Source organism: Neobacillus sp. GCM10027624, from assembly GCF_042675345.1.
GTDB classification, from domain to species: domain Bacteria; phylum Bacillota; class Bacilli; order Bacillales; family Cytobacillaceae; genus Neobacillus; species Neobacillus cucumis_D.
The window spans coordinates 33,950-54,939 of record NZ_JBHTHD010000014.1 but is presented as its reverse complement, the minus strand read 5'-3'; the positions used below and the strand labels follow the sequence as shown (position 1 = coordinate 54,939).

The window sequence follows — 20,990 nt, the reverse complement described above, 5'->3', positions numbered from 1 at the left end:
GTTTTTCATTAAAAATCTGCGTTTCCTGTTGTTCTTGGGAATGGAATAACATCTCTAATATTAGACATGCCTGTTAAGTACATGATTAAGCGTTCGAAACCTAGACCATATCCTGAGTGTTTTGTACCGCCGTACTTTCTTAACTCCAGATACCACCAATAATCTTCCTCGCTCATTCCGAGATCTTTGATTTTTGAGGCAAGAATCTCTTCGCGCTCCTCACGCTGACTGCCGCCAATCAGTTCACCGATACCAGGCACAAGTAAGTCAGTTGCAGCAACGGTCTTGCCATCTTGGTTTAATCTCATATAGAAAGCTTTGATTTCTTTCGGGTAATCCGTAACAAATACTGGCTTCTGGAAGACTTTTTCGCATAGGTAGCGTTCATGCTCGGTTTGTAGGTCTAATCCCCACTCAACAGGGTAAGCAAACTGCTCTCCGGACTTTTCTAAAAGTTCAATTGCCTCCGTATAGGTTACACGGCCAAAATCTGAAGTATGGGCGTTTTTAAGTCGATCTAACAAGCCCTTTTCAATAAAGCTGTTAAAGAAATTCATTTCTTCAGGTGCCTGCTCAAGAACGTAGCCAATCACGTATTTCACCATTTCCTCTGCAAGATCCATAATGTCTGGAAGCTCTGCAAAAGCAACCTCTGGTTCAATCATCCAGAATTCAGCTGCATGCCTTGCCGTATTGGAGTTCTCTGCTCTAAATGTCGGACCAAAGGTATATACATTTCGGAATGCCAAGGCAAAGGCTTCACCGGATAACTGACCGCTAACCGTAAGATTCGTTTCTTTACCGAAGAAATCCTTCGTATTATCGACTTTTCCTTCATCATTTTTAGGGAGATTGTCCATGTCCAGTGTTGTGATCCTGAACATTTCACCCGCCCCCTCCGTGTCACTTCCTGTAATAATTGGCGAATGAACATACACGAAGCCTTTTTCTTGGAAAAATTGATGGATCGCATAAGATGCCAGTGAGCGTATACGGAATACTGCTGAAAATGTATTTGTTCTTGGCCGTAAATGAGCAATCGTCCTTAAATACTCAAATGAGTGCTTTTTCTTTTGCAGTGGGTAATCGACATTCGAAGTCCCTTCAATGGAAATTTCAATTGCTTTAATTTCAAAAGGCTGTTTTGCTTGTGGCGTATGAATAAAATCACCGACAACCTTAATCGATGAGCTGATTGGGAGCTTAGCGATTTCTTTAAAATTATCCAATTGTTCGTCAAAAACAATTTGAACCCCTTTAAAAAAGCTTCCATCATTTATTTCAATAAAGCCAAAGGTCTTCGAATCACGAATGGTCCGAATCCAACCCGATAATTGAACTTTTTGATCGATATAATTTTCTGTATTTCTGTACAAATCCTTAATTAAGGAATTTTTCATTACAATAGACCTCCTAAAGCATTTATATATGTAAAAAACCTCTCACCCCAAGCGGGATGAAAGGTAAATCCACGACAAAAAGTTTTTCTTTTATCCCTTCAATATTATATAAAAAAACCGCTCTAAAAAACAACCTTCTACCACTTTTTGCGATTTTTCTGGAAATTTGGAGGAGTTTTTTAGATGATAGTCGAATTAGTATAGATAATTCGATTCTTGATATGAGGAGTGGTTCTTGTGGATAAAGTTACATGTATTGCTTTCCTTCTTTATGAATCTTCAAACAGTCAAGACATCAAAGAAAAAGCCATCCAATTACTGAATGGCGATGTATCACTGCGGGAATTAAAAAAAGATGCTCAGGTTCAGCATTATCTTGTCATTGCAGAATCTTTATTAAAGAAGAATAAAATAGACAAAATGCAGGTACAGCATTTTGCAGAGGAATTTATGGTTCTCGAAGTATAGCCTCGTCTAGTTTTGTTCTAACTTCTTTTCATAACATGAAATCTCAATTTTTTCTTTCCATAGTGCTGTTTTAAAATAATTAAATCCTAATGATTCCCAAAAAGAATGTGCCTTGTGATTATCTTTTATCACACCAATTCGGATACATTTTAATCCTCGATCTACCATTTCATTTTCATACAGTTCATACGCCTGAACACCGAAGCCATATCCTTGATAATCTCTGTGAATGATTAATAGTCCTAACCAAGGAGTCTGATCTTTTGGATTTTCCAGCAAGTAATCCATGATCCCGATATAGGTGTCATCTAATTTAATAAACACACTAGTTGATTGTGGATTTAGAAATTCTTTTTCCATATCGTCAATCGTTCTAGTGACATTGCCGTTTTCAAGCTGATTATACTCTGGATTTGAGTTGAGAATCTCTAGAGCAATATAAAGTGTATCCTGGGTAATTTCTTCAAAATACATCGACATAATCCTGCCTCCGAACCTATATACTTTAACAAACATTATAACAAATCTGTCAAAAACATTTCGAAATCTCAAGTCATAAAATTTCATTATTGGCATAAAATGAATCGTTTTGATTTTGATGGCATAAAGAAAGGTGATTTTAATGTTGCAAGTAAATGTAATGGTAACCTACCAAGGAAAAAACTATCTAACGAATGTGATTACAAACCGAAATACATCTGAAGAAGAAATTTTCCGCTTAGCATATGAACAAGTGCAAAAACAATACGAAAGAAAAAATATATAAAAAAGAAGAAGCTGTATGAGTCATACAGCTTTTTTTGTTAGTCAAAAATATAGGCAGTTTGTGGTACATTTTCCATTAACGGACTAATCCCATCCGTTGTAAACAGATGCAGTTCATGCATCGCCCTGGTACAAACCGTATAAAATAGTTTTCGTTCATGTTCATCCTTATACTGTGAGCTATCGTAAAGAATGACAGCGTCAAATTCAATTCCTTTTGCCAAATAAGAAGGGATAACTAGAATCCCTTTCTCATACGATATCGTCCCTTTTTCAATTAAATGAAGAGGGATTTTACCCTTTAATACCTCATAGGCTGCCTTACTTTCCTTTTCTGTTCTACAAATCACCGCAATCGTCCGATGCCCTTCACCTTGCATTTCCTTAATTTTATTTAGGATCCATTCATCAATCTGATCCTTTTCAACTTTCTGGACCGTCGGTTTCTTCCCTGTCCGGTTAAAGGGTTCAATTTGCTCCCCGCCTTCAATCAAAGCACGAGTAAACCCAACAATCTCTTTTGTCGAACGATAGGTTTTTGTCAAAACAATCCTTTCAACCTTATCACTGCTTATTTCAAGGTCGGTCAAAACCGTATCAGAACCGGTTGCACCAGAGAAAATTGCTTGATTAAAATCACCTAACAAGGTCATTTTACTATAGGGAAATAACATTTGAAGGAAAGCAAATTGAAATGGTGAATAGTCCTGTGCCTCATCAATAAAAATATGCCGAATCGAAGTATTGGAAGTACGCCCCTCAATAAGATCCTGCAAATAAACAAATGGGGTGGCATCTTCATATGCAATCTCCAACTTTTTTAATTTTTGAAGAGTTTGTGCACAAATTTGAGGCCAACCTCCAGGAAAAGCCCCCACAGTATGATCTTCAAAAAGCTGCTCGTATATAGCTGGCATATCCACAAATTTCAATCTTTTGACCTTCGCAAAAATTGGTTTAAACTTTTCTTTTACAACCATTTCCGCAAGCAGCTTTTGCTCACTGTCAAAATCATCAAAGCTGTTATGCGTGAACCGGTTCTTTTCTTGCAATTTTTTATATACTTCCAGGTAATCTTCTTTTTCTAAAAATTGTGTTTCTTCTTCGACCCAGCTCTTTGAGCGCTCCTTTCGCACCCTTCTTTTTAATTCCCTTAATAACCATTCCTTTACCAACTGCATTCGGTTCGGAATCGAGTAAGATGCATCCAAAGAATAAAAGTAATCATGAATCGTTTCTTTTGAAAAAAGCACCTCTCCTCTGAAGGTTAAATCCCGAAAAATTAAACCTTGTTTAGACAAGTTCAAAGCATATAAATCCATCACATCTTTAAAAGCTAAACTAGCCTTGTAGCGAATACCTTCAACCCTTGCCAGATATTCCTGCCCTTCTTTCCCATTTAACAAATATTCCATTTGAGAAAAGGGGTCTTCAACATCAAATTCTTTTCCAAGCCGGTGGTTCAAGTACTCCTGAAAGGTAACCTGCTGCATATTTTCTTCCCCTAATTCGGGAAGGACAGTGGCTACATAACTATTAAATAAGGGATTCGGGGAAAACAGCATAATATTTTCCGACTTCAATGTTCCGCGGTAACGGTAAAGCAAATAGGCAACTCTTTGCAAGGCTGCAGATGTTTTTCCACTCCCTGCCACTCCCTGAACAATCAGGAGATTGCTTCGCTCATCGCGGATAATCTGATTTTGTTCCCTTTGAATGGTTGCGACGATACTTTTCATTTGTGTGCTGGCGTTATTCCCAAGCACTTCTTGAAGCATTTCATCACCAATGGTAACCCCAGTATCAAACATTCCTTTAATTTCCGATGCCCGAATAATAAATTGACGCTTTAATTTCATTTCCCCTTTAATGGTTCCTTCAAGCGTTTCATATTCAGCCGGACCCGGAGGATAGTCATAATAAAGACTTGATATAGGGGCACGCCAATCATAAATTAAAAAGTTCTCATCCTTCTCATCCATGAGTGAGGCAATTCCAAGATATACTTGATCAGCGGACTTTTCCCCGTTCTCCCAAAAATCAATTCGACCAAAGTAGGGCGAATATTTTAATCTTGCTAAAGTGTTTAGCTGCTTATCAATCTGTTTATGTGTCCGCTCCCGTTCTGAAAGTAATTCAGCCTGCTGTTTAATACTTGCGGCAGTCTCAATAACGTCATCTGGTTCATCCATATTGACCGTTACATCTTCCCAGAAAGTTTTTCGTAACTCGAGAACATCGGAGCTGACATTACCGGCACCTTGCTCGAATTTTTTCGTCTTTTTTTCAATTTCCTTTACAACGAAATCAACACGATCCTGTTCTGCTCGCCAGTCTAAGTTTTGTAAATCGCTCATCGAACCACTCCCCAGAAAAAATTCGGCCTATTTTTTTGACAATCACCAAAAAATGTGATAATGTTATTATAGGATATTTATATATAGCCTTTAAAAATCTCAATTAGACCAATATTAATTTTAACATGCCTATTTTTAACATTCAACCAATATTTCAAACGCAAAACGCCAATATGGCGTTTTTTTTTTGCCCATTTTAGTATTTGTTTTCTGCCTCCATTCATCCCTTCTCCCCTGTTATTCCTTTCAATAAATAAGTCGAAAAAAATTTGCGAAAATTGATTGACAATCTACTTGTATTCAAATTATAATTTACCTTGAATTAAGTTATTTTAATTTCAAGATAAATGATTTCAAAACAAAACTGGAGGAGAAATAAAATGACAAAAACTAAATGGGCTCTTGATACTGCACATAGCAGTGTAGATTTTTCTGTTCGCCATATGATGATTGCAAACGTGAAAGGTACTTTCAATAATTTCAGCGCAACAATTGACGCTGATCCAGCTGACTTAACAACTGCAGCTATCGAATTCTCAATCGAAACTGCAAGTGTAGACACTCGCAATAAAGATCGTGACGGTCACTTGGTTTCTGCCGATTTCTTTGATGCAGAAAATCATCCTAACATGACTTTCCGTGCTACAAAAATTGAAAAAACAGATGAAGGTGAATACAACCTTACTGGTGATTTAACATTACGTGGCGTAACTAAACCAGAAACTTTCGCTGTTACATTTGAAGGTCAAGGTAAAGATCCATGGGGAAATGAAAAAGTTGGTTTTAGTGCACAAGGTACCATTAACCGTTCTGACTACGGTTTAGTTTGGAATGCAGCACTAGAAACTGGCGGCGTGCTTGTAGGCGATAAAGTTAAAATCAACTTACAAATCCAAGCTGCAAAAGCTTAATAATATAGCAAATTGGGGCAGATTCTTTGAGAATCTGCCCTTTTTCAAAAAAAGAGCTCTCCAATTTACATAGAGAGCTTTCAAATAAATCTTAGTTATTTAATTTTGCAAGTTCAGCTTTCAAAAATTTTGCAAGTTCCAGCATACCGAACTTCCCAGCATTGGCTTCAGCATCTGAATTATAGTTCGTATTCGTATTGATATCATAGGTAAAAATTTCACCATCAACATTACGGATAAACTCGATTCCAGCTATCTGAATCCCATTATCCGCTAACACCTGCTGATATTTTTCAATTATTGGATCTGCAAAACCATCAATAATTTGGAACTTTGGTTTATTCTCTACCTCTTCCCCCACAGGACAGAACAGGTCACCTATTTGACATGCATCTGCAGGACATAACTGGAAGCCTTCCGATGTGTCTACCTTAACTGCATACACAAATTCTCCACCGACAAACTCACAGCGAGTAATATAGCTTTCAGGAGCTTGAATATATTCCTGGATTAACGTAACTCCATCAATCGATTCTTCAAATGCCGGACTTTCCACATAGGAACGAAGGGCCTCAATGGATTGGAATAACTGAACCCCAAGTCCTTTTCCAGCCCGGTTATGCTTTGTTATAAACGGTGTACCGACAAATTCCCGGGCAGCTTCGATAATTTGTTCTTTTCCAACAGCCGCAATCGTTCTTGGTGTACGCACTTCATGTTTATTCAACTCTAAGTATTGTGAAACCTTACTTACCTCCAACTGGAGAGCACGCGTGCCATTAAATACTTTACGGCCATGTGTTTCAAGCCAAGCAAGAACCTGCGCAGTCAATTCAGGCGCAAAGCGATGACCTCTTGTGTGAGAGGAGGCACTCATTCTGTTATAGAAAATCCCTTCTGGCGGTTCTTTCGCTAAATCAAGTCTCCCGTTGTCTAAATGCCATTCTTCGTATGGTACCTCCAGTTCGTCTAAACGCTTTGTTAAATGAACAGTCCACTCGCTATTTTCGTGTATGATATATACCTTTTTCAAAAGAAGAATCCCCTCTCGCTTTGATTTTACTTATCAATCCGTTTTGAAAACACTTTTTTAAAACTACCCTATTTCTATAATAAAATAGTTTTTGTGCTTTTTTCAAAATTAATTTATCACAAATATTATTATTAACTCTGTATTCCTCATACACTTTAAAGCAAAAAAGCATTTTTTGAAATTATTCTTGAAAATTAATAACTTATCCAAAATAGCAAAAATTACCCATTATGATTTTAATTCCATTTTACTACATTTTCGGAACTTTTTTGAAATTTTAAGGAATTAGTCTCATTGTCTTGTCATAATTTTCGGAATATTATGGAATTGTATCGAAAGAAAACAGTTTAGGGGGAATTTGGTTGAAAAAGTTTTTAAAAACCGGTCTATCAACAGCCGTAATTGCAGGAACCTTATTTGCAGGTTTTCCTGGCAACTACGCTAGCTCAACTGGGGGGGACATACTACATAAAAATCCTACTGTCTCACACTCTTACGGTTCACTAGATTTATCTGTAGTAAATGAGGACAAGTTACTAGATTCACTGATCAAACGTGGAGTGATTTCGAAAAGTGCCTCCACTGCGGAAAAGCAAAAAGCTTTGCAAAACTATATAGAATTAAAAGGGAAACAAGACAAGGTAACGCAAGCTGACCCTCTTGCTGCTAAGGTCAAGGCAGCAGATGCAGAAAAACAGCGCAAATTTAAAGACTTTAATAAAGGTCTCTTAAAAGGTAAAGGGAACAAATATGGGCAGTTAAAGGGAAATCCGGATCCGGTAGAGGAAGGAACTTCACCTGGTGTACAGAAAAAAGGGAAACTATTAACCATAATGGTAGAGTATTCAGATTTTGAACACAACAACCTTAAGCCTGAAGAAACAGATAACTACTATTCAGACTATACTCCTGAACATTACGAAAAAATGATTTTTGGAAATAAAGGAGAGTTTAAAGGTCCACATGGTGAAGACCAAGTATCACAAAAGCAATTTTATGAAGAACAATCAGGTGGGACTTATACCATTGAAGGTAAAGCCTATGGCTGGTTAAAAGTGCCTGGCACTGCTGCTTACTATGGTGCTGACAGATCTACTGGAGGCCATGATAACGTAACACCTGGTGGTTCGAAGCAATTAGTTAAAGATACTCTTGAGGCTGCAAAAGCTGCAGGCGTCCCTCTTCAAGACTATGATTTAGAAGACCCGCATGATTTAGATGGCGACGGTAACTTCTGGGAGCCTGATGGATTAGTAGACCACTTACAAATTATTCATTCCGGAATGGGACAAGAAGCTGGCGGCGGTTCCTTGGGAGATAATGCGATTTGGTCACACCGTTCGGCTGTTTTCTATGACCCAGATGGATTAGGAAAAGGCTTACCAGGATTCTATGACTACACTGTTATGCCTGAAGACGGTGCCACTGGGGTATTCGCCCATGAATATGGTCATGACTTAGGTCTTCCTGATGAATATGATACTCAGTATACTGGAACTGGTGAAGCGATTGGCTATTGGTCCATCATGGCTAGTGGCTCATGGGCTGGAAAAATTCCTGGCGCAGAACCAACAGGATTCTCTCCATTTGCCAAACAGTACTTCCAATCCACTCTTGGTGGAAAATGGACTGCACCAACAGTTGTAAATTGGGATGAAGTTTCTACAAAAGGAACTCAATTCTTGCTTGACCAAGCAAATTCACCACTTGGACAAAATAACCAAGCGGTACGCGTTAACCTCCCGAAAAAGAAAACGCCTGTAAATACTCCCGCAGCTGGAAGCTTTGAATATTGGGGTGGACAAGCTGACGAAATGGATAGCAACATGGTAACCGATGTTGACCTAACTGGAAAATCTTCGGCAAATTTAACTTTTGATGCTTGGTATGACATCGAGCCACAATGGGATTTTGCCTTCGTTCAAGTTTCTACTGATAACGGTTCAACTTGGAAATCATTAGGGAATGCTAATACCCGTTCCGACGTGGTTCCTGAAGGTTATCCAACTATCTTAAATTCAATGCCTGGGTTTACTGGAAAATCGAATGGATGGCAGCCTCAGTCATTCGACTTATCTGAGTATAAAGGTCAAAATATCAAACTTCGCCTTCGCTATGCAACTGACTGGGGAAGCTCTTATATTGGCTTCTTTGCAGATAACATCAAAGTTGTTGCCGACGGGCAAACGATAGTAGATGAGGGTGCTGAAAATACCACTTCTCCTTTTACCTTAAACGGTTTTACCAAAATGGATGGTAACAAATTAACTGATCACTACTACCTACTTGAATGGCGCAATCATAAAGGTGTTGACGAAGGTCTTGCCCATATTGCACGAGGTAAATCATTAATGAGCTATGATGGAGGTTTAGTAGTTTGGTATGTTGATGATAGCTATACCGATAACTGGACAGGTGACCATCCTGGAGATGGATTCTTAGGTGTAGTTGACGCCCACTTAGGTAATGACCTAGAATGGCTCTTAAGTACTGGAAAAACTGCCGAAGCAAGCACTCGCTACCATATTGCCGATGCTGCCTTTGGTTTAGATCCAACATCCGGTCTAAATATTGACTATCCAGGTGTACAAACATTGAATGAACCAAGTCAACCAGCTGTATCATTATTTAATGACAGCAACTCATTCGAAAACACATTTATGCCAGATGCCGGTCGAAATATCGGTAACTATGGCCTAAAAGTTCGAGTTAATGGCGAATCCAAAGACAAATCCGTCGGCTCAATCGTAATCTATAAATAACTGTAAGAAAAAGGTCGATTCTTTGTGAATCGACCTTTTTCTTTAGAAATTATTGATGAATAACCACCCGCGTTCCATTCGGAACAGTATCAGCAAGCTGGAGGACATCCCTGTTATACATTCTTACACAGCCATGGGAGACGGCCTTTCCAATCGAACTTGGATTATTTGTCCCATGGATTCCATAGCCTTGTTTGGATAGTGAAAGCCACATGACTCCAAAGGGTCCCCCGGGGTTCATTTGCCGGTTGACAATCACGAACTCACCCGTTGGAGTATTCGTCAGCATTTTCCCAACGGCAATAGGAAAAATTTTCACTAACTTTCCATTGTGATATAATGCAAGTCTTCTTTTACCAACAGAAACATCGATGGAATAAGGAATCGTATATGGGTCAGGCAGTCCTGGAATTTGTACTTTTTGACCTACCTGTAAATGTCCAATTCCGGGGTTTGCTGCGTAAAGATGATGCAAATTCACCCGATAATCAGCAGAAATCGACGCAAGTGTTTCCCCGCGTTTTACGATATGAATCATGACTTCCCACCTTTTTAATTCATAAATCTTATATGTGAACTTTGAGAATTGTCCAGCTCCAGCACTTGCCGGAGCTGAACAAGGCGCTTCCACTTTTCTTATTAGCATATGCCCGGACAAGTTTGCCGTTGCCAACATTAGAGGCAGAAGCTATTATGAACTTTACTATTCAATCGATATAATAAGTCCAGAGGAGGTATTAAAAATGGATATACGTCAGTTAAAATATTTTTTGGAAATTGCCAAACACAAAAGTATTACAAAGGCAGCAGAATCTCTCCATGTTTCACAGCCGGCCCTTAGTAAAATGATGAAAGGCCTTGAAGAGGAGCTCGGCATTCCACTCATCATTCGCTCAAATAAAACAAGTGATATCACAGACGCAGGCTTAATTGTCATGGAGTATGCTCAGAAAATGCTGCTGTTAATGGATGAAATGTCTACAACCCTTAATGATATGACCAATCTATCAAGAGGGCAAATTCACATCGGCATCCCTCCTATCATTGGCAGTCTCTTTTTTCCAAAAGTCTTGGCAAAATTCCACAAAACCTACCCGAATGTACATATCAATATAACTGAATATGGGGGAGCAAGAGTCGTAAAAAGTATTGAAGAGGGAGAGTTTGAATTAGGAGTGGCAGTCCTTCCTGTTTCAGAAAAAGATTTTGATCTGTATCCAATTGTCGAGGAGGAATTGAAATTATTAGTTCATTATGATCATCCCTTTGCAGATCGTGAAATGGTACACCTCCATGAATTAAAAGATGAGGAATTTATTTTTTACAGTGAGGAATTCGCTTTGCATCAATTCGTCCGTGATGAATGTATTAATCAAGGCTTCGAACCGAAAATATTATATAAAAGCTCTCAATGGGATTTTATGTCGGAAATGGTTGCGGCCAATTTAGGCGTAACCGCCCTTCCCGATTCTATTTGTCACCGTGTCCTTAATCCTGAAATTAAAATTATAAAACTGCGCCCAGTCATTCCGTGGAAGCTAGCCGTGATTACGAAAAAAGGGCGTTATATATCATACGCCTCTCGAACCTTTATAAATTTTATTCTCAGTGCAAAGCAGCTGTTTCATTATAACTAAAAGTAATGCATCTGATTCCAAATATGTATTTTACGAATAACTAACTTCATCGTAACATTACCTAGTAATAACAAATGATGCTTTTTCAAGGAAGGTTGTTAGGATGAAACTACTGAAAATTTGTTTACAAATCGCATGTATTTATTTATTTCTTATACTTGGAATGGCAATCAAGTCGGTTATCCACGGCCCCATTCCAGCATCCATGATTGGCTTAATCCTATTATTTATCGCATTAAAGCTAAAAGTGATAAAACTTGAGTGGATTGAACAAGGCGGAAAATGGCTGCTCGCCGAATTGCTGCTCTTTTTTGTTCCATCTGCTGTAGGAGTAGTGAATTATAAAGAAATCATGGGCATTGAAGGGATTGAAACGATTGCTTTAATCATTTTTAGTACGATTATCGTTATGGGAACAACCGCATTTGTTTCTGAAAAAATCTATAATCATAGAAGAAGTGATGCGCTATGAAAATTATTTTTTTCACAGCGATTACGTATATACTTTATTGCTTTTCTAAAAAGGCTTACGTGAAATGGACTTTTCCATTATTCCATCCATTATTGATTGCGCCGCTTGCATTAATTGGACTAATTAAAATCATGCATGTTTCCGCAGATGCCTATTTAGCGTCTACGAATATTCTTACTTATATGCTTGGACCAGCAACAGTTGCTTTTGCAATCCCGATCTATAAGCATTATCCTTTGATAAAAAAATATATTGGAAACATCTTAATCAGTATTACAACCGGATGTTTGATCGCCATTTTTTCTTCATTGGGGCTTTCTAAACTTATTCATTTAAATTCAGATTTTGTTGTAAGTATCCTGCCAAGATCCATTACGACACCTATTGCCATTGAAGTATCAAAGGAAATCGGCGGACTGCCTACTTTAACAACCGTTTTTGTCATATTGACTGGAGTAGTTGGTGGTGTTGTGGGCCCGATGGTGATGAAGGGATTATCGATAAAAACGCCTATTGCCAAAGGTCTTGCACTTGGAATGGCTGCACATGGTGCTGGAACGAATAAAGCGATGGAATATGGTGAACAAGAAGGAACCTTTTCAACGCTTGCAATGATTTTTGCTGCTTGGATTACCCTGATTTTTGGCTTTTCCCTCATTCCTGTATTAATGAACTTTATCCATTTACAATAAAAAACTGCCTTTCAAATGGTCGAAAGGCAGTTTTTCCGATTTAAATCAATCACTTAACCGGAACAGTGGTGCCATATCCTCGCGAATATGGTGTATATAGAAATAGTCATTACTCGCCGGATCGTAAACATAATCCTTTTTCCAAACCTCGATATTCGCAATAATTTCTTTTATTGCATGAATAAACAACCAAATTTCCTCATTTGTCATAATCGGATGCAAGGAAAATCGGACCCAGCCAGGTTTTGTAGATAGATCTCCATGGTTAATTTTATCTGTTATTTGCTTTGAAGCAGGTTGATCAATCTGATATAAATAATGACCATATGTTCCGGCACATGAGCATCCACCCCGGACCTGAAAGCCAAAACGATCATTCAGCAAACGAACAATTAAATTATAATGGATATTTTCAATGTAAAAAGAAATAATTCCTAAACGGTTTTTTAAATGACCGTCTAATATGTGAAAGGTTGGAATTTTTTCAAGCTGTGGTAATAGGATTCCAAGCAGCTCTTTTTCTCTTTTTAATATATTTCCAACGCCCATTTGATCTTTTAAATTCACGCAAAGGGCTGTGCGAATTGCTTGCAAAATTCCAGGTGTTCCTCCATCCTCTCTGAGTTCAATATCTGGATAATAATGATGCTCCCCCCAGGGATTGGTCCATAGTACAGTTCCTCCCCCCGGATGGTCCGGTACCTGATTTGAATAAAGCCTTGAATCAAAAACTAATACCCCGCTTGTTCCCGGCCCTCCTAAAAACTTATGCGGCGAGAAAAATATCGCATCTAACTTTTCTAAAGGATCTTCCGGATGCATATCGATTTTGACATACGGTGCAGATGCAGCAAAATCGATAAAACATAATCCTCCATGTTGATGCATGATTTTTGCTAATTGATGATAGGGGGTTTGAATTCCCGTAACATTCGAACAAGCCGTAAAAGACCCTATTTTCAATGGACGTTCACGATATTTCTGGAGAAGCTCCTCCAATTGCGGAACATCAATCTCTCCGGTTGAGCTAGGTTCTAAAATGACAACCTCCCCGATGGTCTCAAGCCACGTAGTCTGATTTGAATGATGCTCCATATGGGTGATAAAAATAACGGGGCGCTCTTTTTCAGGAATTTGCAAATACCCTCTTAACTGTTCGGGGACCCGCAACCCTAAGATTCTCTGAAATTTATTCATAACTGAGGTCATCCCAAAGCCATCAAGAATAAGCGAATCCCGTTCATCCGCATTTACATGCTCTTTTATAATCTTTTTTGATTGTTTATAGATAGCGGTCATCATTAAACTCGTTGTATTGGACTCAGTATGGGTATTTGCCATAAATGGTCCAAATACCTCAGATATTTTCCGTTCGATTGGACGGTAAAGACGCCCGCTTGCCGTCCAGTCCGTATAAATGATTTGCTTTTTTCCATAGGGCGTTTCATATTCATGATTGATTCCGATCACTTGAGAACGAAATCTTTGAAAATATTCCTCCAGGTTTTCTGGCAGTGTATAGGTTTTACTGCCGATCATGGCGGTGATCATCTGCTTCACCTCTCCTCTATCTGTTAATCAATATATGCAAGGTGAAGGAATGCGGGTTCAAGTTCTTATACATCATAAAAAGCAGCTTTATATCGTAAAAGCTGCTTCCATCGGGATATCTTCTTACCTATGAAACATTCAATTTAGCTGATTCTTTCCGAGTGACTTCATCAATTTTTTGGATAAACATTTGAAAAACCTTTCGTTTCTCTTCAAGATCTCGTATGTACACCTTTAGTTGGTTATAACTTTCCTCAAAAGGTTTATGGTACATTTGCCGAATACTTTCGATGATCTCCTCATTTACCGTTGATTGAATCACTTGTTTCGTAATGTTATATTTATATGAATATACCTTTAACTCCTGCGCTACCTCTTCATATTCTTTGTCGATTTCACCAAGGAAATTGGATATATCCTCTTTCCACTCTTCCAATGATTTTTGTAAATATGATTTTACTAGTGTCTCTTCCATAAAACCACCGCCTTTTAGTCTTATATCTTAGTATAGCGGTGTTTGTTTACATAATAATTTCTGTCCGTTTACAATATAATTATTTTTAAATCAACAAAGACTTAACAAATTGTTAACATTTTTTTCATCCGTTTTTAATCGTTTCCGGTTATTATCTTTATTGTAGGTCAAAGTTGTCCGGGCTTAAAATACTCTGGTTAGGAGTTCACATGTTGGAGTGAGTTTTTGGCTATGATGCTAAGCTCGAACAACGGCCACACAAATTCTACATATTTTTCTTATTGACTGAAATCTTTTTCCTTGATAAGATTTGTTTAATTCAATATAGCAGGCTATGATGGTTGTGGATCACACTATAACCGGAGCAGCTTCTGGAGAGACCGCGCATTTGCGGCGCCGAAGGATTCACAATCTCAGGCAAAAGGACAGAAGAGAAAGTTGTACATAAAACTACACACTCTTCTTTTACCGTGAGATTGGATCTATCCAATCTTTTTTTTATTTTATTCATAGAGGTGGAAGAAATGGAGCGAAGACGAGCAGTTGTAAGTGTAATTGGAAAGGATCAGGTAGGAATTATTTCAAAGGTAACAACCATTCTTGCAAACAACAACATGAACATTCTTGATATCAGCCAAACGATTCTACAGGATTTTTTCACCATGATGATGATTATTGATGTTACCGGAAAGGTAAATTTAAATAGATTAAGGAATGAATTGACCCTTGCCGGTGAAGATATGGGATTAAAAATCAACATTCAGCTTGAGGAAATTTTCCAAGCGATGCACCGCGTGTAAAAGGGAGAGATCGTTATTATGACAATTGCAATGGATGAAATCCTACAGACGATTCGCATGGTTCAAATGGAAAATCTTGATATTCGTACGGTAACGATGGGCATCAGCCTCCGGGATTGTGCCGATTCTGATTTTGAAAAAATGAATATGCGAGTCTATGAAAAAATCACGAAATACGCACAAAACTTAAGAGAAGTGGCCGAGGAAACCGAGAAGGAATTTGGAATTCCAATTATAAATAAAAGAATTTCCATTACACCGATTGCTGAAATTCTCGGCAATGCAACAGCGGAACAAACTGTAGAGCTCGCGAAAACGCTTGACAAAGCGGCAAAACAATTAGGAATTGATTTTATCGGCGGCTTTTCTGCACTTGTTCATAAAGGAACCTCAAAGGGTGACGAAACATTGTTAAAAGCCCTTCCGGAAGCACTGAGTGTAACGGAGCGTGTTTGCTCTTCTGTTTCGGTTGCAACCACCCGGACAGGGATTAATATGGATGCCGTTAGAGAAATGGGTTTTATTATTAAAGAGGCGGCTGAAAGAACGAAGGATCAAAACGGGATTGCCTGTGCGAAGCTTGTTGTCTTTTGTAATCCCGTAGAGGATAACCCTTTCATGGCTGGAGCTTTTCATGGAGCAGGGGAAGGCGAAGCAGTCATCAATGTTGGTGTAAGCGGTCCAGGGGTTGTTTTGAGCGCATTGAAACGCTACCCAGATGCTGACCTAGGCGAGGTTTCTGAAATTATCAAGAAGACAGCCTTTAAAATTACTCGTGCCGGTGAGCTGATAGGCAGAGTGGTAGCCAACCGGCTTGGTATTCCGTTTGGGATTATGGATTTGTCATTGGCCCCAACAAATGCTTTAAATGATAGTGTTGCCGAAATTCTTGAAGAGATTGGACTCGAACGAGTGGGAACGCACGGGACGATTGCAGCACTTGCACTAATGAATGATGCTGTGAAAAAGGGTGGTGCCATGGCGAGCTCTTATGTAGGTGGATTAAGCGGCGCTTTTATCCCCGTCAGCGAAGATAACGGGATGATTCGCGGTATTATCGATGGCGCACTAAATTTATCGAAGCTTGAAGCGATGACTTGCGTATGTTCTGTTGGTCTAGACATGATTGCGATAACAGGCGATGCAGCTCCTTCAACTCTTTCAGCAATGATTGCGGATGAAGCTGCCATCGGGATGATCAATAAGAAAACGACCGCCGTCCGGGTAATTCCGGTTCCGGGAAAAAAGGAAGGCGAAATGGTCGAATTCGGCGGCCTCCTTGGCAGAGCACCTGTCATCGGAGTGAACCCATTTAGCTCCCAAAAACTGATTAATCGCGGAGGAAGAATCCCAGCTCCGCTGCAGGCACTGATTAATTAAAACAAAATGGATGAGGGTCCGACAATTGTTGGAGATGTTCTCCTATTGTCGTTTGACCCTCTCCTATTGTCGGATAACTCTCACCCATTGTCGGATACCTCTCCTAAAAATCTAATTAAACGATGGCTTCCTCAAAGAGCAATTTGTGCTTTCGGCTTGAAGCTCAGGAGCGAATTCCGCTAATTTTTTCACGAAATAGCAGGTCTCCGGAAAATGATGCTCCAAAAACCGTAAAGTCGTTTTATTTAAGATCCGGTCTCCTTGATATTTTTCAACCACCGACCTTATATACCCATTCATTTCAATAACCGTCTTTCCTACCTCCAATGCCAATTCTCTCTGTCTAGGAAACCCTTGCTCTGTAAATCTTAAAAACCCTTTTACATGATGGTTTTGTAAAATAAACATTTGAAATCTCTGTGCATATAGGTCTGTTTGCCGATCAACCGCTAACTCTATTGGATCTGTGACATTTCTTAATAAAATAATATGGCCAAGCTGATCCTCCAGCCATAAATCCAATAATTGGTCTAAACGCAGCGAAACCGGCTCCTGTCCATTTACATAAAAGGATAGCAACCGCAAATACTCTTGATTTTCATTTAGCGTGCCGTTCAAATAAGTAGGAGATAAATTAAGATTGATCTCGTTTTTTATCCGCAAATTTTGCAAATGGCCTTCAAAACGGTAATACTCATATGCGACTGGATAGGCTTGTTTAGCAAACGAAATTAACTCACTAGAACGATAATCCAACGCCGGATTAATTTTTCCAAGACTCGTTTCTAAATTAGCAAATGATTGAATAAACCTTTTTGCTATCGAAACTTCCTGTACTTGTTCCACTGATAAATGGTCCCGTACAAAAATCGCATGATCATAAAGAATTTCAGTCCAAAATAAATGTTCTTCCCACACACTGATTGTAGCAGCCATAAACACAATCCCTCCCCTATCTAAAGCATATTCCGCGTTTGTCCCATTAAAACCCTAAAAAAACGATTACGATTTTCGTAACCGCCTTAATCCATATTTACAATTTTTGCAAAATCGTCTAATGATGTGGAATATTTGATATATGTCCTTGGAAGAAGATAGTGTTCGTTTTCAATTCCTTGTTTGATATAAGGACCAGGACTTGTAGTTAATCCAAAAAGATAATAATTTTTTGTCTCCGTCACAACCCTAGGATTAAAATTCCCGAAAGGATAGGAAATCGCGATCACTTCTTTATCAGTTATTTTTTCTAATGCCCTTTTCGAATCTCTTAATTCTGAGTCCAGCTTTTCTGTTTTAGTCAAATCTGGATGGGTCGCGGTATGAGACTGGATAGAAATCAAACCGGATTTAGAGAGCGTTTTTAAATCATTTGACGATAAACGGTTCGTGCGGCCAATAAAATCCGTGATGATAAAAAAGGTACCAGCTGGTTTAAACTGATTGGTTTGAAGTTTTTGAAAGACTTTTAAGGCAGTCAAATTATTTTTATAGCCATCATCAAATGTGAGGAAAATCGGCTTCTTAACAAGATCAATATTCTGCCATTGCTCAAACGTTAATAAGGTAAATCCATGGTCCCGCAAATATCCAATTTGCTTTTCAAAATTCTCTGGGGTTACATATAATTCCTTTTGACCGTGTCCTGTAAATTCTGCAATGGAATGATAGACTAAGATGGGTACCTTCTTTTGTGCAAACACTTCTGCCGGACAACTGATAAGCAGAAATCCAAGGATAAGAACTAATAATTTATACATAGAATTCCTCTCTTCTTCTAATAGCTTACTTATATTATTTCTATAGAGAGGTCGTTCTATGAACGATGTCATACAGGATTTATAGAGGCTTTTGCGATTGGTGTATGCCTACCCAATGGTATAAAAACATTAAAAAGATATATATAGTAAATTAAAAATGATGAGAGTTACATATGCCGGATGATGGCCTTTTCTAAGGTAACCTCAGTGAGTTTAGGCCCTCATTCAGCAACCTTATGGAAAATAGCACCTAAATCCCCCCATAGGAAGACTCTTTAAGACAATGTCTTCATAATAAGTTGAAAAATATCACTCATATCAACTTTATCCTCTTCTGAAGACGTTAATATTTGCGTTACCCGTAACCCATAGGAAAAAGTCATCAACAATATTGACATTTTCGCTGCATCAATATTTGGAGGAATCACACCATTTTCCTGACCCATTTTGATCCATTGGGTTCCCGTCTCTTTACTGTAATTAAAAAGATCATTAAGAATTTTTTTTACCTTTTCATTCTCCTGACTTAGCAGATAAATAAAGATGAGATTGCCAATATCTTTCGTATTTTGACGCGAGTGGAAAAATTGACCAACCACTCCAAATCGGCTGCCATCATGTGCTTCCTCAATCGAGCGTGTAATTGTCTTATGAAATTTTTCATTCATTTCGGTTATTTTCGATTTCAATATCAGTCCAAATAATTCGTCTTTGCTATCTACATAATGATAAATGGCACCTTTAGAAAGTCCGGATTTTTCAATGATATCCTTTAAGGTAGTATTTCTACAGCCCTTTTCTAAAATGATTTCTTCTGTAGTGGATAAAATATGCTGAAAGCTCGGATTATCGTAAATTGTTGAATTCGTCATGATTACTACCTTCCCTGCTTGTTTAATTATGAATGATTAGGTCTAACCGTTTTTTGGCATACCTGCGATAAATAATGGTAAAAAGAATCGCTGCCCCAATGACGCAATAAAAGACAATTTGAGAAACAGCTAAAAAAGTAGAAATTGAAAGTTCAAATACCAAAATGACCCTCAACACTGCATCACCAAGTAAAGCAATACCCCAAATTGCAGTCATGACACGAAGTACAAAACGGAAATACGGTACTTCCCAGTTTTTTGTAAACTGTCCCTTTTTTACGGATTCGTCACTTGCACTAAATCGAATCGCAAAATGATAGATCAATGGCTTCCCCAAAAATAACGACCCAATAAAAATGAGTCCTAATAAACCAGTGACCATTGACTCCCGTAATAAAATAAGCCGCTCATTTCCGCCTAAAACAAATGCTGCTAAACTTAGCAGAAAACCAATTAACATAAATAAACCAAAAGCATCAGCTTTACGATACTTTACAAGATGATAAAGATTATCCCCTAGTGGTATCAATGTCGCTATAAGTAATGAAACAAAGCTTGAAAAATGATCTAAAAGCAGATTGTAAACCAATACTGGAATAGCCCCATTTATGACGATACTGAAAGCAATACTTAAAATCAATTTCTTTTTGGATGAAATCTTCACAGCTTTTTCCTCCCTTTACCAATTTATAAGATCATCATACAAACCGACCGTCGGTTTGTCAATGGTCTTTTTTTCCAATATAAACCATTTTTTCGATGTTCTACATATGTGACTTCTTTAATTCGAAAGTGGTAGACTAATGTCATATTCAAAAAAAAGGAGTACCAATCATGCCGAATTACAAAGTTTTATTTCTTGATGTTGATGGAACCATCCTCAGACCGGATGATACTATTGAAGACTCAACCAAGGAGGCAATTGCCACTGTCCAAGAAAAGGGAATTGAAGTCTTTTTAGCAACCGGGAGACCACTGCATGAGCTTGATAAAATTGCGGAGGAATTAAAAATTCATTCTTTTATTGGCTACAACGGTGCCTATGCCGTCTACAATCAGAAAGATCTTTTTAAAGAGTATATGAGTGAGGAAAATGTGAAACAGTTTCTGCAAATAGCTGAAGCAAATCAACATGAAGCCGTCCTTTATACAAACGAGAGTAATGCCTTTACCCATCTGGAATCTCCTATTGCTGCACAGTTTATTGAAAAATTCCACATACACAAAAATAGCAGCTACACTGCCTCATTGGATAATCAGATTTTAGGAATAACGCTGATGAATCTAAAGGAAGGCGATGCTGATCTTTATCAAAATGAAGATGGGATTCATTTATCCCAAGTTCATCTGGAAGGCTTAAAGCACTGTTATGATGTCATCAGGGACAAAGTAAACAAGGGAATCGGGATCCAAATGGTTTTAAAACATCTTGGAATTGACAAGGAGAGCTCGATTGCTTTTGGTGATGGAATGAATGATAAGGAAATGCTAATGAGTGTGGGCGAAGGTTTTGCGATGGGAAATGGCCACCCCGATCTCTTTCAATACGCGAAACATAGGACGACAGAGGTAACAAACTCAGGGATTTATAATGGCTTGAAAAAACTTGGTTTAGTGGGTTAATGCAAGAAGCAGTGGAATAAATTTTCCACTGCTCT

At 38.4% G+C, this 20,990-nt stretch carries 22 protein-coding genes and 1 riboswitch; of the genes, 10 read left to right on the top strand and 12 right to left on the bottom strand.

The window, feature by feature from the left end; all coding sequences use genetic code 11:
- Positions 1–8: 8 nt before the first annotated feature.
- Positions 9–1,400, bottom strand: coding sequence for an asparagine--tRNA ligase (gene asnS / locus ACFQZ9_RS24110; protein WP_498945913.1), 1,392 nt, complete (start codon positions 1,398–1,400; stop codon positions 9–11).
- Positions 1,401–1,637: 237 nt separating this feature from the next.
- Between asnS and ACFQZ9_RS24105 the strand changes: the two genes are divergently transcribed.
- Positions 1,638–1,868: a hypothetical protein gene (locus tag ACFQZ9_RS24105; RefSeq protein WP_498945912.1), complete on the top strand. Its 231-nt coding sequence runs from the start codon at positions 1,638–1,640 to the stop codon at positions 1,866–1,868.
- Between the two features lie 6 nt (positions 1,869–1,874).
- On the opposite strand, the gene ACFQZ9_RS24100 is transcribed toward ACFQZ9_RS24105, so the two are convergent.
- Positions 1,875–2,348, bottom strand: coding sequence for a GNAT family N-acetyltransferase (locus ACFQZ9_RS24100; RefSeq protein ID WP_498945910.1), 474 nt, complete (start codon positions 2,346–2,348; stop codon positions 1,875–1,877).
- 142 nt (positions 2,349–2,490) lie between these two features.
- Between ACFQZ9_RS24100 and ACFQZ9_RS24095 the strand changes: the two genes are divergently transcribed.
- Complete coding sequence (locus tag ACFQZ9_RS24095) at positions 2,491–2,634, top strand: BA3454 family stress response protein (protein WP_498945908.1); 144 nt, start codon at positions 2,491–2,493, stop codon at positions 2,632–2,634.
- 37 nt (positions 2,635–2,671) lie between these two features.
- On the opposite strand, the gene helD is transcribed toward ACFQZ9_RS24095, so the two are convergent.
- Together helD and ACFQZ9_RS24085 are read right to left on the bottom strand one after the other, a co-directional pair.
- Positions 2,672–4,990, bottom strand: a complete 2,319-nt coding sequence (gene helD / locus ACFQZ9_RS24090; RefSeq protein ID WP_498945906.1) for a HelD family protein — start codon at positions 4,988–4,990, stop codon at positions 2,672–2,674.
- Positions 4,991–5,067: 77 nt separating this feature from the next.
- Positions 5,068–5,214 (bottom strand): hypothetical protein, encoded by a 147-nt coding sequence (locus ACFQZ9_RS24085; protein ID WP_498945904.1) that lies wholly within the window; start codon positions 5,212–5,214, stop codon positions 5,068–5,070.
- A gap of 156 nt (positions 5,215–5,370) precedes the next feature.
- On the opposite strand from ACFQZ9_RS24085, the gene ACFQZ9_RS24080 reads away from it, so the two are divergent.
- The gene (locus tag ACFQZ9_RS24080; RefSeq protein WP_133337822.1) at positions 5,371–5,901 is read left to right on the top strand and encodes a YceI family protein; all 531 of its coding nucleotides are present in this window, start codon (positions 5,371–5,373) and stop codon (positions 5,899–5,901) included.
- A gap of 91 nt (positions 5,902–5,992) precedes the next feature.
- Here ACFQZ9_RS24080 and ACFQZ9_RS24075 read toward each other — a convergent pair whose 3' ends face one another.
- Positions 5,993–6,934 (bottom strand): ATP-grasp domain-containing protein, encoded by a 942-nt coding sequence (locus ACFQZ9_RS24075; protein ID WP_498945902.1) that lies wholly within the window; start codon positions 6,932–6,934, stop codon positions 5,993–5,995.
- 362 nt (positions 6,935–7,296) lie between these two features.
- Here ACFQZ9_RS24075 and ACFQZ9_RS24070 point away from each other — a divergent pair, with 362 nt between their 5' ends.
- On the top strand, positions 7,297–9,696 hold the full coding sequence (locus ACFQZ9_RS24070) for an immune inhibitor A domain-containing protein (RefSeq protein ID WP_498945901.1): 2,400 nt from the start codon (positions 7,297–7,299) through the stop codon (positions 9,694–9,696).
- A 49-nt stretch (positions 9,697–9,745) separates the two neighbouring features.
- Here ACFQZ9_RS24070 and ACFQZ9_RS24065 read toward each other — a convergent pair whose 3' ends face one another.
- Positions 9,746–10,234: a L,D-transpeptidase family protein gene (locus ACFQZ9_RS24065; RefSeq protein WP_498945900.1), complete on the bottom strand. Its 489-nt coding sequence runs from the start codon at positions 10,232–10,234 to the stop codon at positions 9,746–9,748.
- Between the two features lie 205 nt (positions 10,235–10,439).
- Here ACFQZ9_RS24065 and ACFQZ9_RS24060 point away from each other — a divergent pair, with 205 nt between their 5' ends.
- From ACFQZ9_RS24060 to ACFQZ9_RS24050, 3 genes are all read left to right on the top strand, one after another.
- Complete coding sequence (locus ACFQZ9_RS24060) at positions 10,440–11,333, top strand: LysR family transcriptional regulator (RefSeq protein ID WP_198308743.1); 894 nt, start codon at positions 10,440–10,442, stop codon at positions 11,331–11,333.
- 103 nt (positions 11,334–11,436) lie between these two features.
- The gene (locus ACFQZ9_RS24055; protein ID WP_198308744.1) at positions 11,437–11,805 is read left to right on the top strand and encodes a CidA/LrgA family protein; all 369 of its coding nucleotides are present in this window, start codon (positions 11,437–11,439) and stop codon (positions 11,803–11,805) included.
- Positions 11,802–12,497, top strand: a complete 696-nt coding sequence (locus ACFQZ9_RS24050; RefSeq protein WP_198308745.1) for an LrgB family protein — start codon at positions 11,802–11,804, stop codon at positions 12,495–12,497. Before ACFQZ9_RS24055 ends, ACFQZ9_RS24050 begins: the two co-directional genes overlap by 4 nt.
- A gap of 45 nt (positions 12,498–12,542) precedes the next feature.
- Here the strand turns inward: ACFQZ9_RS24050 and ACFQZ9_RS24045 are convergent, their stop codons facing one another.
- Positions 12,543–14,048: an aminotransferase class V-fold PLP-dependent enzyme gene (locus ACFQZ9_RS24045; protein WP_198308746.1), complete on the bottom strand. Its 1,506-nt coding sequence runs from the start codon at positions 14,046–14,048 to the stop codon at positions 12,543–12,545.
- A gap of 127 nt (positions 14,049–14,175) precedes the next feature.
- The gene (locus tag ACFQZ9_RS24040; RefSeq protein ID WP_498945898.1) at positions 14,176–14,523 is read right to left on the bottom strand and encodes a hypothetical protein; all 348 of its coding nucleotides are present in this window, start codon (positions 14,521–14,523) and stop codon (positions 14,176–14,178) included.
- A 361-nt stretch (positions 14,524–14,884) separates the two neighbouring features.
- Positions 14,885–14,962: riboswitch (glycine riboswitch) on the top strand.
- Positions 14,963–15,047: 85 nt separating this feature from the next.
- Between ACFQZ9_RS24040 and ACFQZ9_RS24035 the strand changes: the two genes are divergently transcribed.
- Both ACFQZ9_RS24035 and ACFQZ9_RS24030 read left to right on the top strand, forming a co-directional pair.
- Complete coding sequence (locus tag ACFQZ9_RS24035; RefSeq protein WP_498945896.1) at positions 15,048–15,323, top strand: ACT domain-containing protein; 276 nt, start codon at positions 15,048–15,050, stop codon at positions 15,321–15,323.
- Positions 15,324–15,341: 18 nt separating this feature from the next.
- Positions 15,342–16,703, top strand: coding sequence for a PFL family protein (locus tag ACFQZ9_RS24030; protein WP_498945895.1), 1,362 nt, complete (start codon positions 15,342–15,344; stop codon positions 16,701–16,703).
- A gap of 111 nt (positions 16,704–16,814) precedes the next feature.
- Here ACFQZ9_RS24030 and ACFQZ9_RS24025 read toward each other — a convergent pair whose 3' ends face one another.
- From ACFQZ9_RS24025 to ACFQZ9_RS24010, 4 genes are all read right to left on the bottom strand, one after another.
- Complete coding sequence (locus tag ACFQZ9_RS24025; RefSeq protein WP_498945893.1) at positions 16,815–17,639, bottom strand: DUF2935 domain-containing protein; 825 nt, start codon at positions 17,637–17,639, stop codon at positions 16,815–16,817.
- 86 nt (positions 17,640–17,725) lie between these two features.
- Positions 17,726–18,460 (bottom strand): polysaccharide deacetylase family protein, encoded by a 735-nt coding sequence (locus ACFQZ9_RS24020; protein ID WP_498945892.1) that lies wholly within the window; start codon positions 18,458–18,460, stop codon positions 17,726–17,728.
- Between the two features lie 275 nt (positions 18,461–18,735).
- Positions 18,736–19,332, bottom strand: coding sequence for a TetR/AcrR family transcriptional regulator (locus tag ACFQZ9_RS24015; protein WP_198308751.1), 597 nt, complete (start codon positions 19,330–19,332; stop codon positions 18,736–18,738).
- Between the two features lie 22 nt (positions 19,333–19,354).
- Positions 19,355–19,996, bottom strand: coding sequence for a VC0807 family protein (locus ACFQZ9_RS24010; protein WP_198308752.1), 642 nt, complete (start codon positions 19,994–19,996; stop codon positions 19,355–19,357).
- A 170-nt stretch (positions 19,997–20,166) separates the two neighbouring features.
- Here ACFQZ9_RS24010 and ACFQZ9_RS24005 point away from each other — a divergent pair, with 170 nt between their 5' ends.
- Positions 20,167–20,955, top strand: coding sequence for an HAD family hydrolase (locus tag ACFQZ9_RS24005; protein ID WP_498945891.1), 789 nt, complete (start codon positions 20,167–20,169; stop codon positions 20,953–20,955).
- Positions 20,956–20,990: the final 35 nt, after the last annotated feature.

Coding starts and splice junctions, on each gene's coding strand:
- ACFQZ9_RS24040 (WP_498945898.1), bottom strand. CDS start 14,523: ATGGAAGAGACACTAGTAAAATCATATTTACAAAAATCATTGGAAGAG.
- ACFQZ9_RS24065 (WP_498945900.1), bottom strand. CDS start 10,234: ATGATTCATATCGTAAAACGCGGGGAAACACTTGCGTCGATTTCTGCT.
- ACFQZ9_RS24015 (WP_198308751.1), bottom strand. CDS start 19,332: ATGACGAATTCAACAATTTACGATAATCCGAGCTTTCAGCATATTTTA.
- ACFQZ9_RS24060 (WP_198308743.1), top strand. CDS start 10,440: ATGGATATACGTCAGTTAAAATATTTTTTGGAAATTGCCAAACACAAA.
- ACFQZ9_RS24020 (WP_498945892.1), bottom strand. CDS start 18,460: ATGTATAAATTATTAGTTCTTATCCTTGGATTTCTGCTTATCAGTTGT.
- helD (WP_498945906.1), bottom strand. CDS start 4,990: ATGAGCGATTTACAAAACTTAGACTGGCGAGCAGAACAGGATCGTGTT.
- asnS (WP_498945913.1), bottom strand. CDS start 1,400: ATGAAAAATTCCTTAATTAAGGATTTGTACAGAAATACAGAAAATTAT.
- ACFQZ9_RS24030 (WP_498945895.1), top strand. CDS start 15,342: ATGACAATTGCAATGGATGAAATCCTACAGACGATTCGCATGGTTCAA.
- ACFQZ9_RS24080 (WP_133337822.1), top strand. CDS start 5,371: ATGACAAAAACTAAATGGGCTCTTGATACTGCACATAGCAGTGTAGAT.
- ACFQZ9_RS24055 (WP_198308744.1), top strand. CDS start 11,437: ATGAAACTACTGAAAATTTGTTTACAAATCGCATGTATTTATTTATTT.
- ACFQZ9_RS24100 (WP_498945910.1), bottom strand. CDS start 2,348: ATGTCGATGTATTTTGAAGAAATTACCCAGGATACACTTTATATTGCT.
- ACFQZ9_RS24025 (WP_498945893.1), bottom strand. CDS start 17,639: ATGGCTGCTACAATCAGTGTGTGGGAAGAACATTTATTTTGGACTGAA.
- ACFQZ9_RS24035 (WP_498945896.1), top strand. CDS start 15,048: ATGGAGCGAAGACGAGCAGTTGTAAGTGTAATTGGAAAGGATCAGGTA.
- ACFQZ9_RS24085 (WP_498945904.1), bottom strand. CDS start 5,214: ATGAATGGAGGCAGAAAACAAATACTAAAATGGGCAAAAAAAAAACGC.
- ACFQZ9_RS24005 (WP_498945891.1), top strand. CDS start 20,167: ATGCCGAATTACAAAGTTTTATTTCTTGATGTTGATGGAACCATCCTC.
- ACFQZ9_RS24050 (WP_198308745.1), top strand. CDS start 11,802: ATGAAAATTATTTTTTTCACAGCGATTACGTATATACTTTATTGCTTT.
- ACFQZ9_RS24045 (WP_198308746.1), bottom strand. CDS start 14,048: ATGATCACCGCCATGATCGGCAGTAAAACCTATACACTGCCAGAAAAC.
- ACFQZ9_RS24095 (WP_498945908.1), top strand. CDS start 2,491: ATGTTGCAAGTAAATGTAATGGTAACCTACCAAGGAAAAAACTATCTA.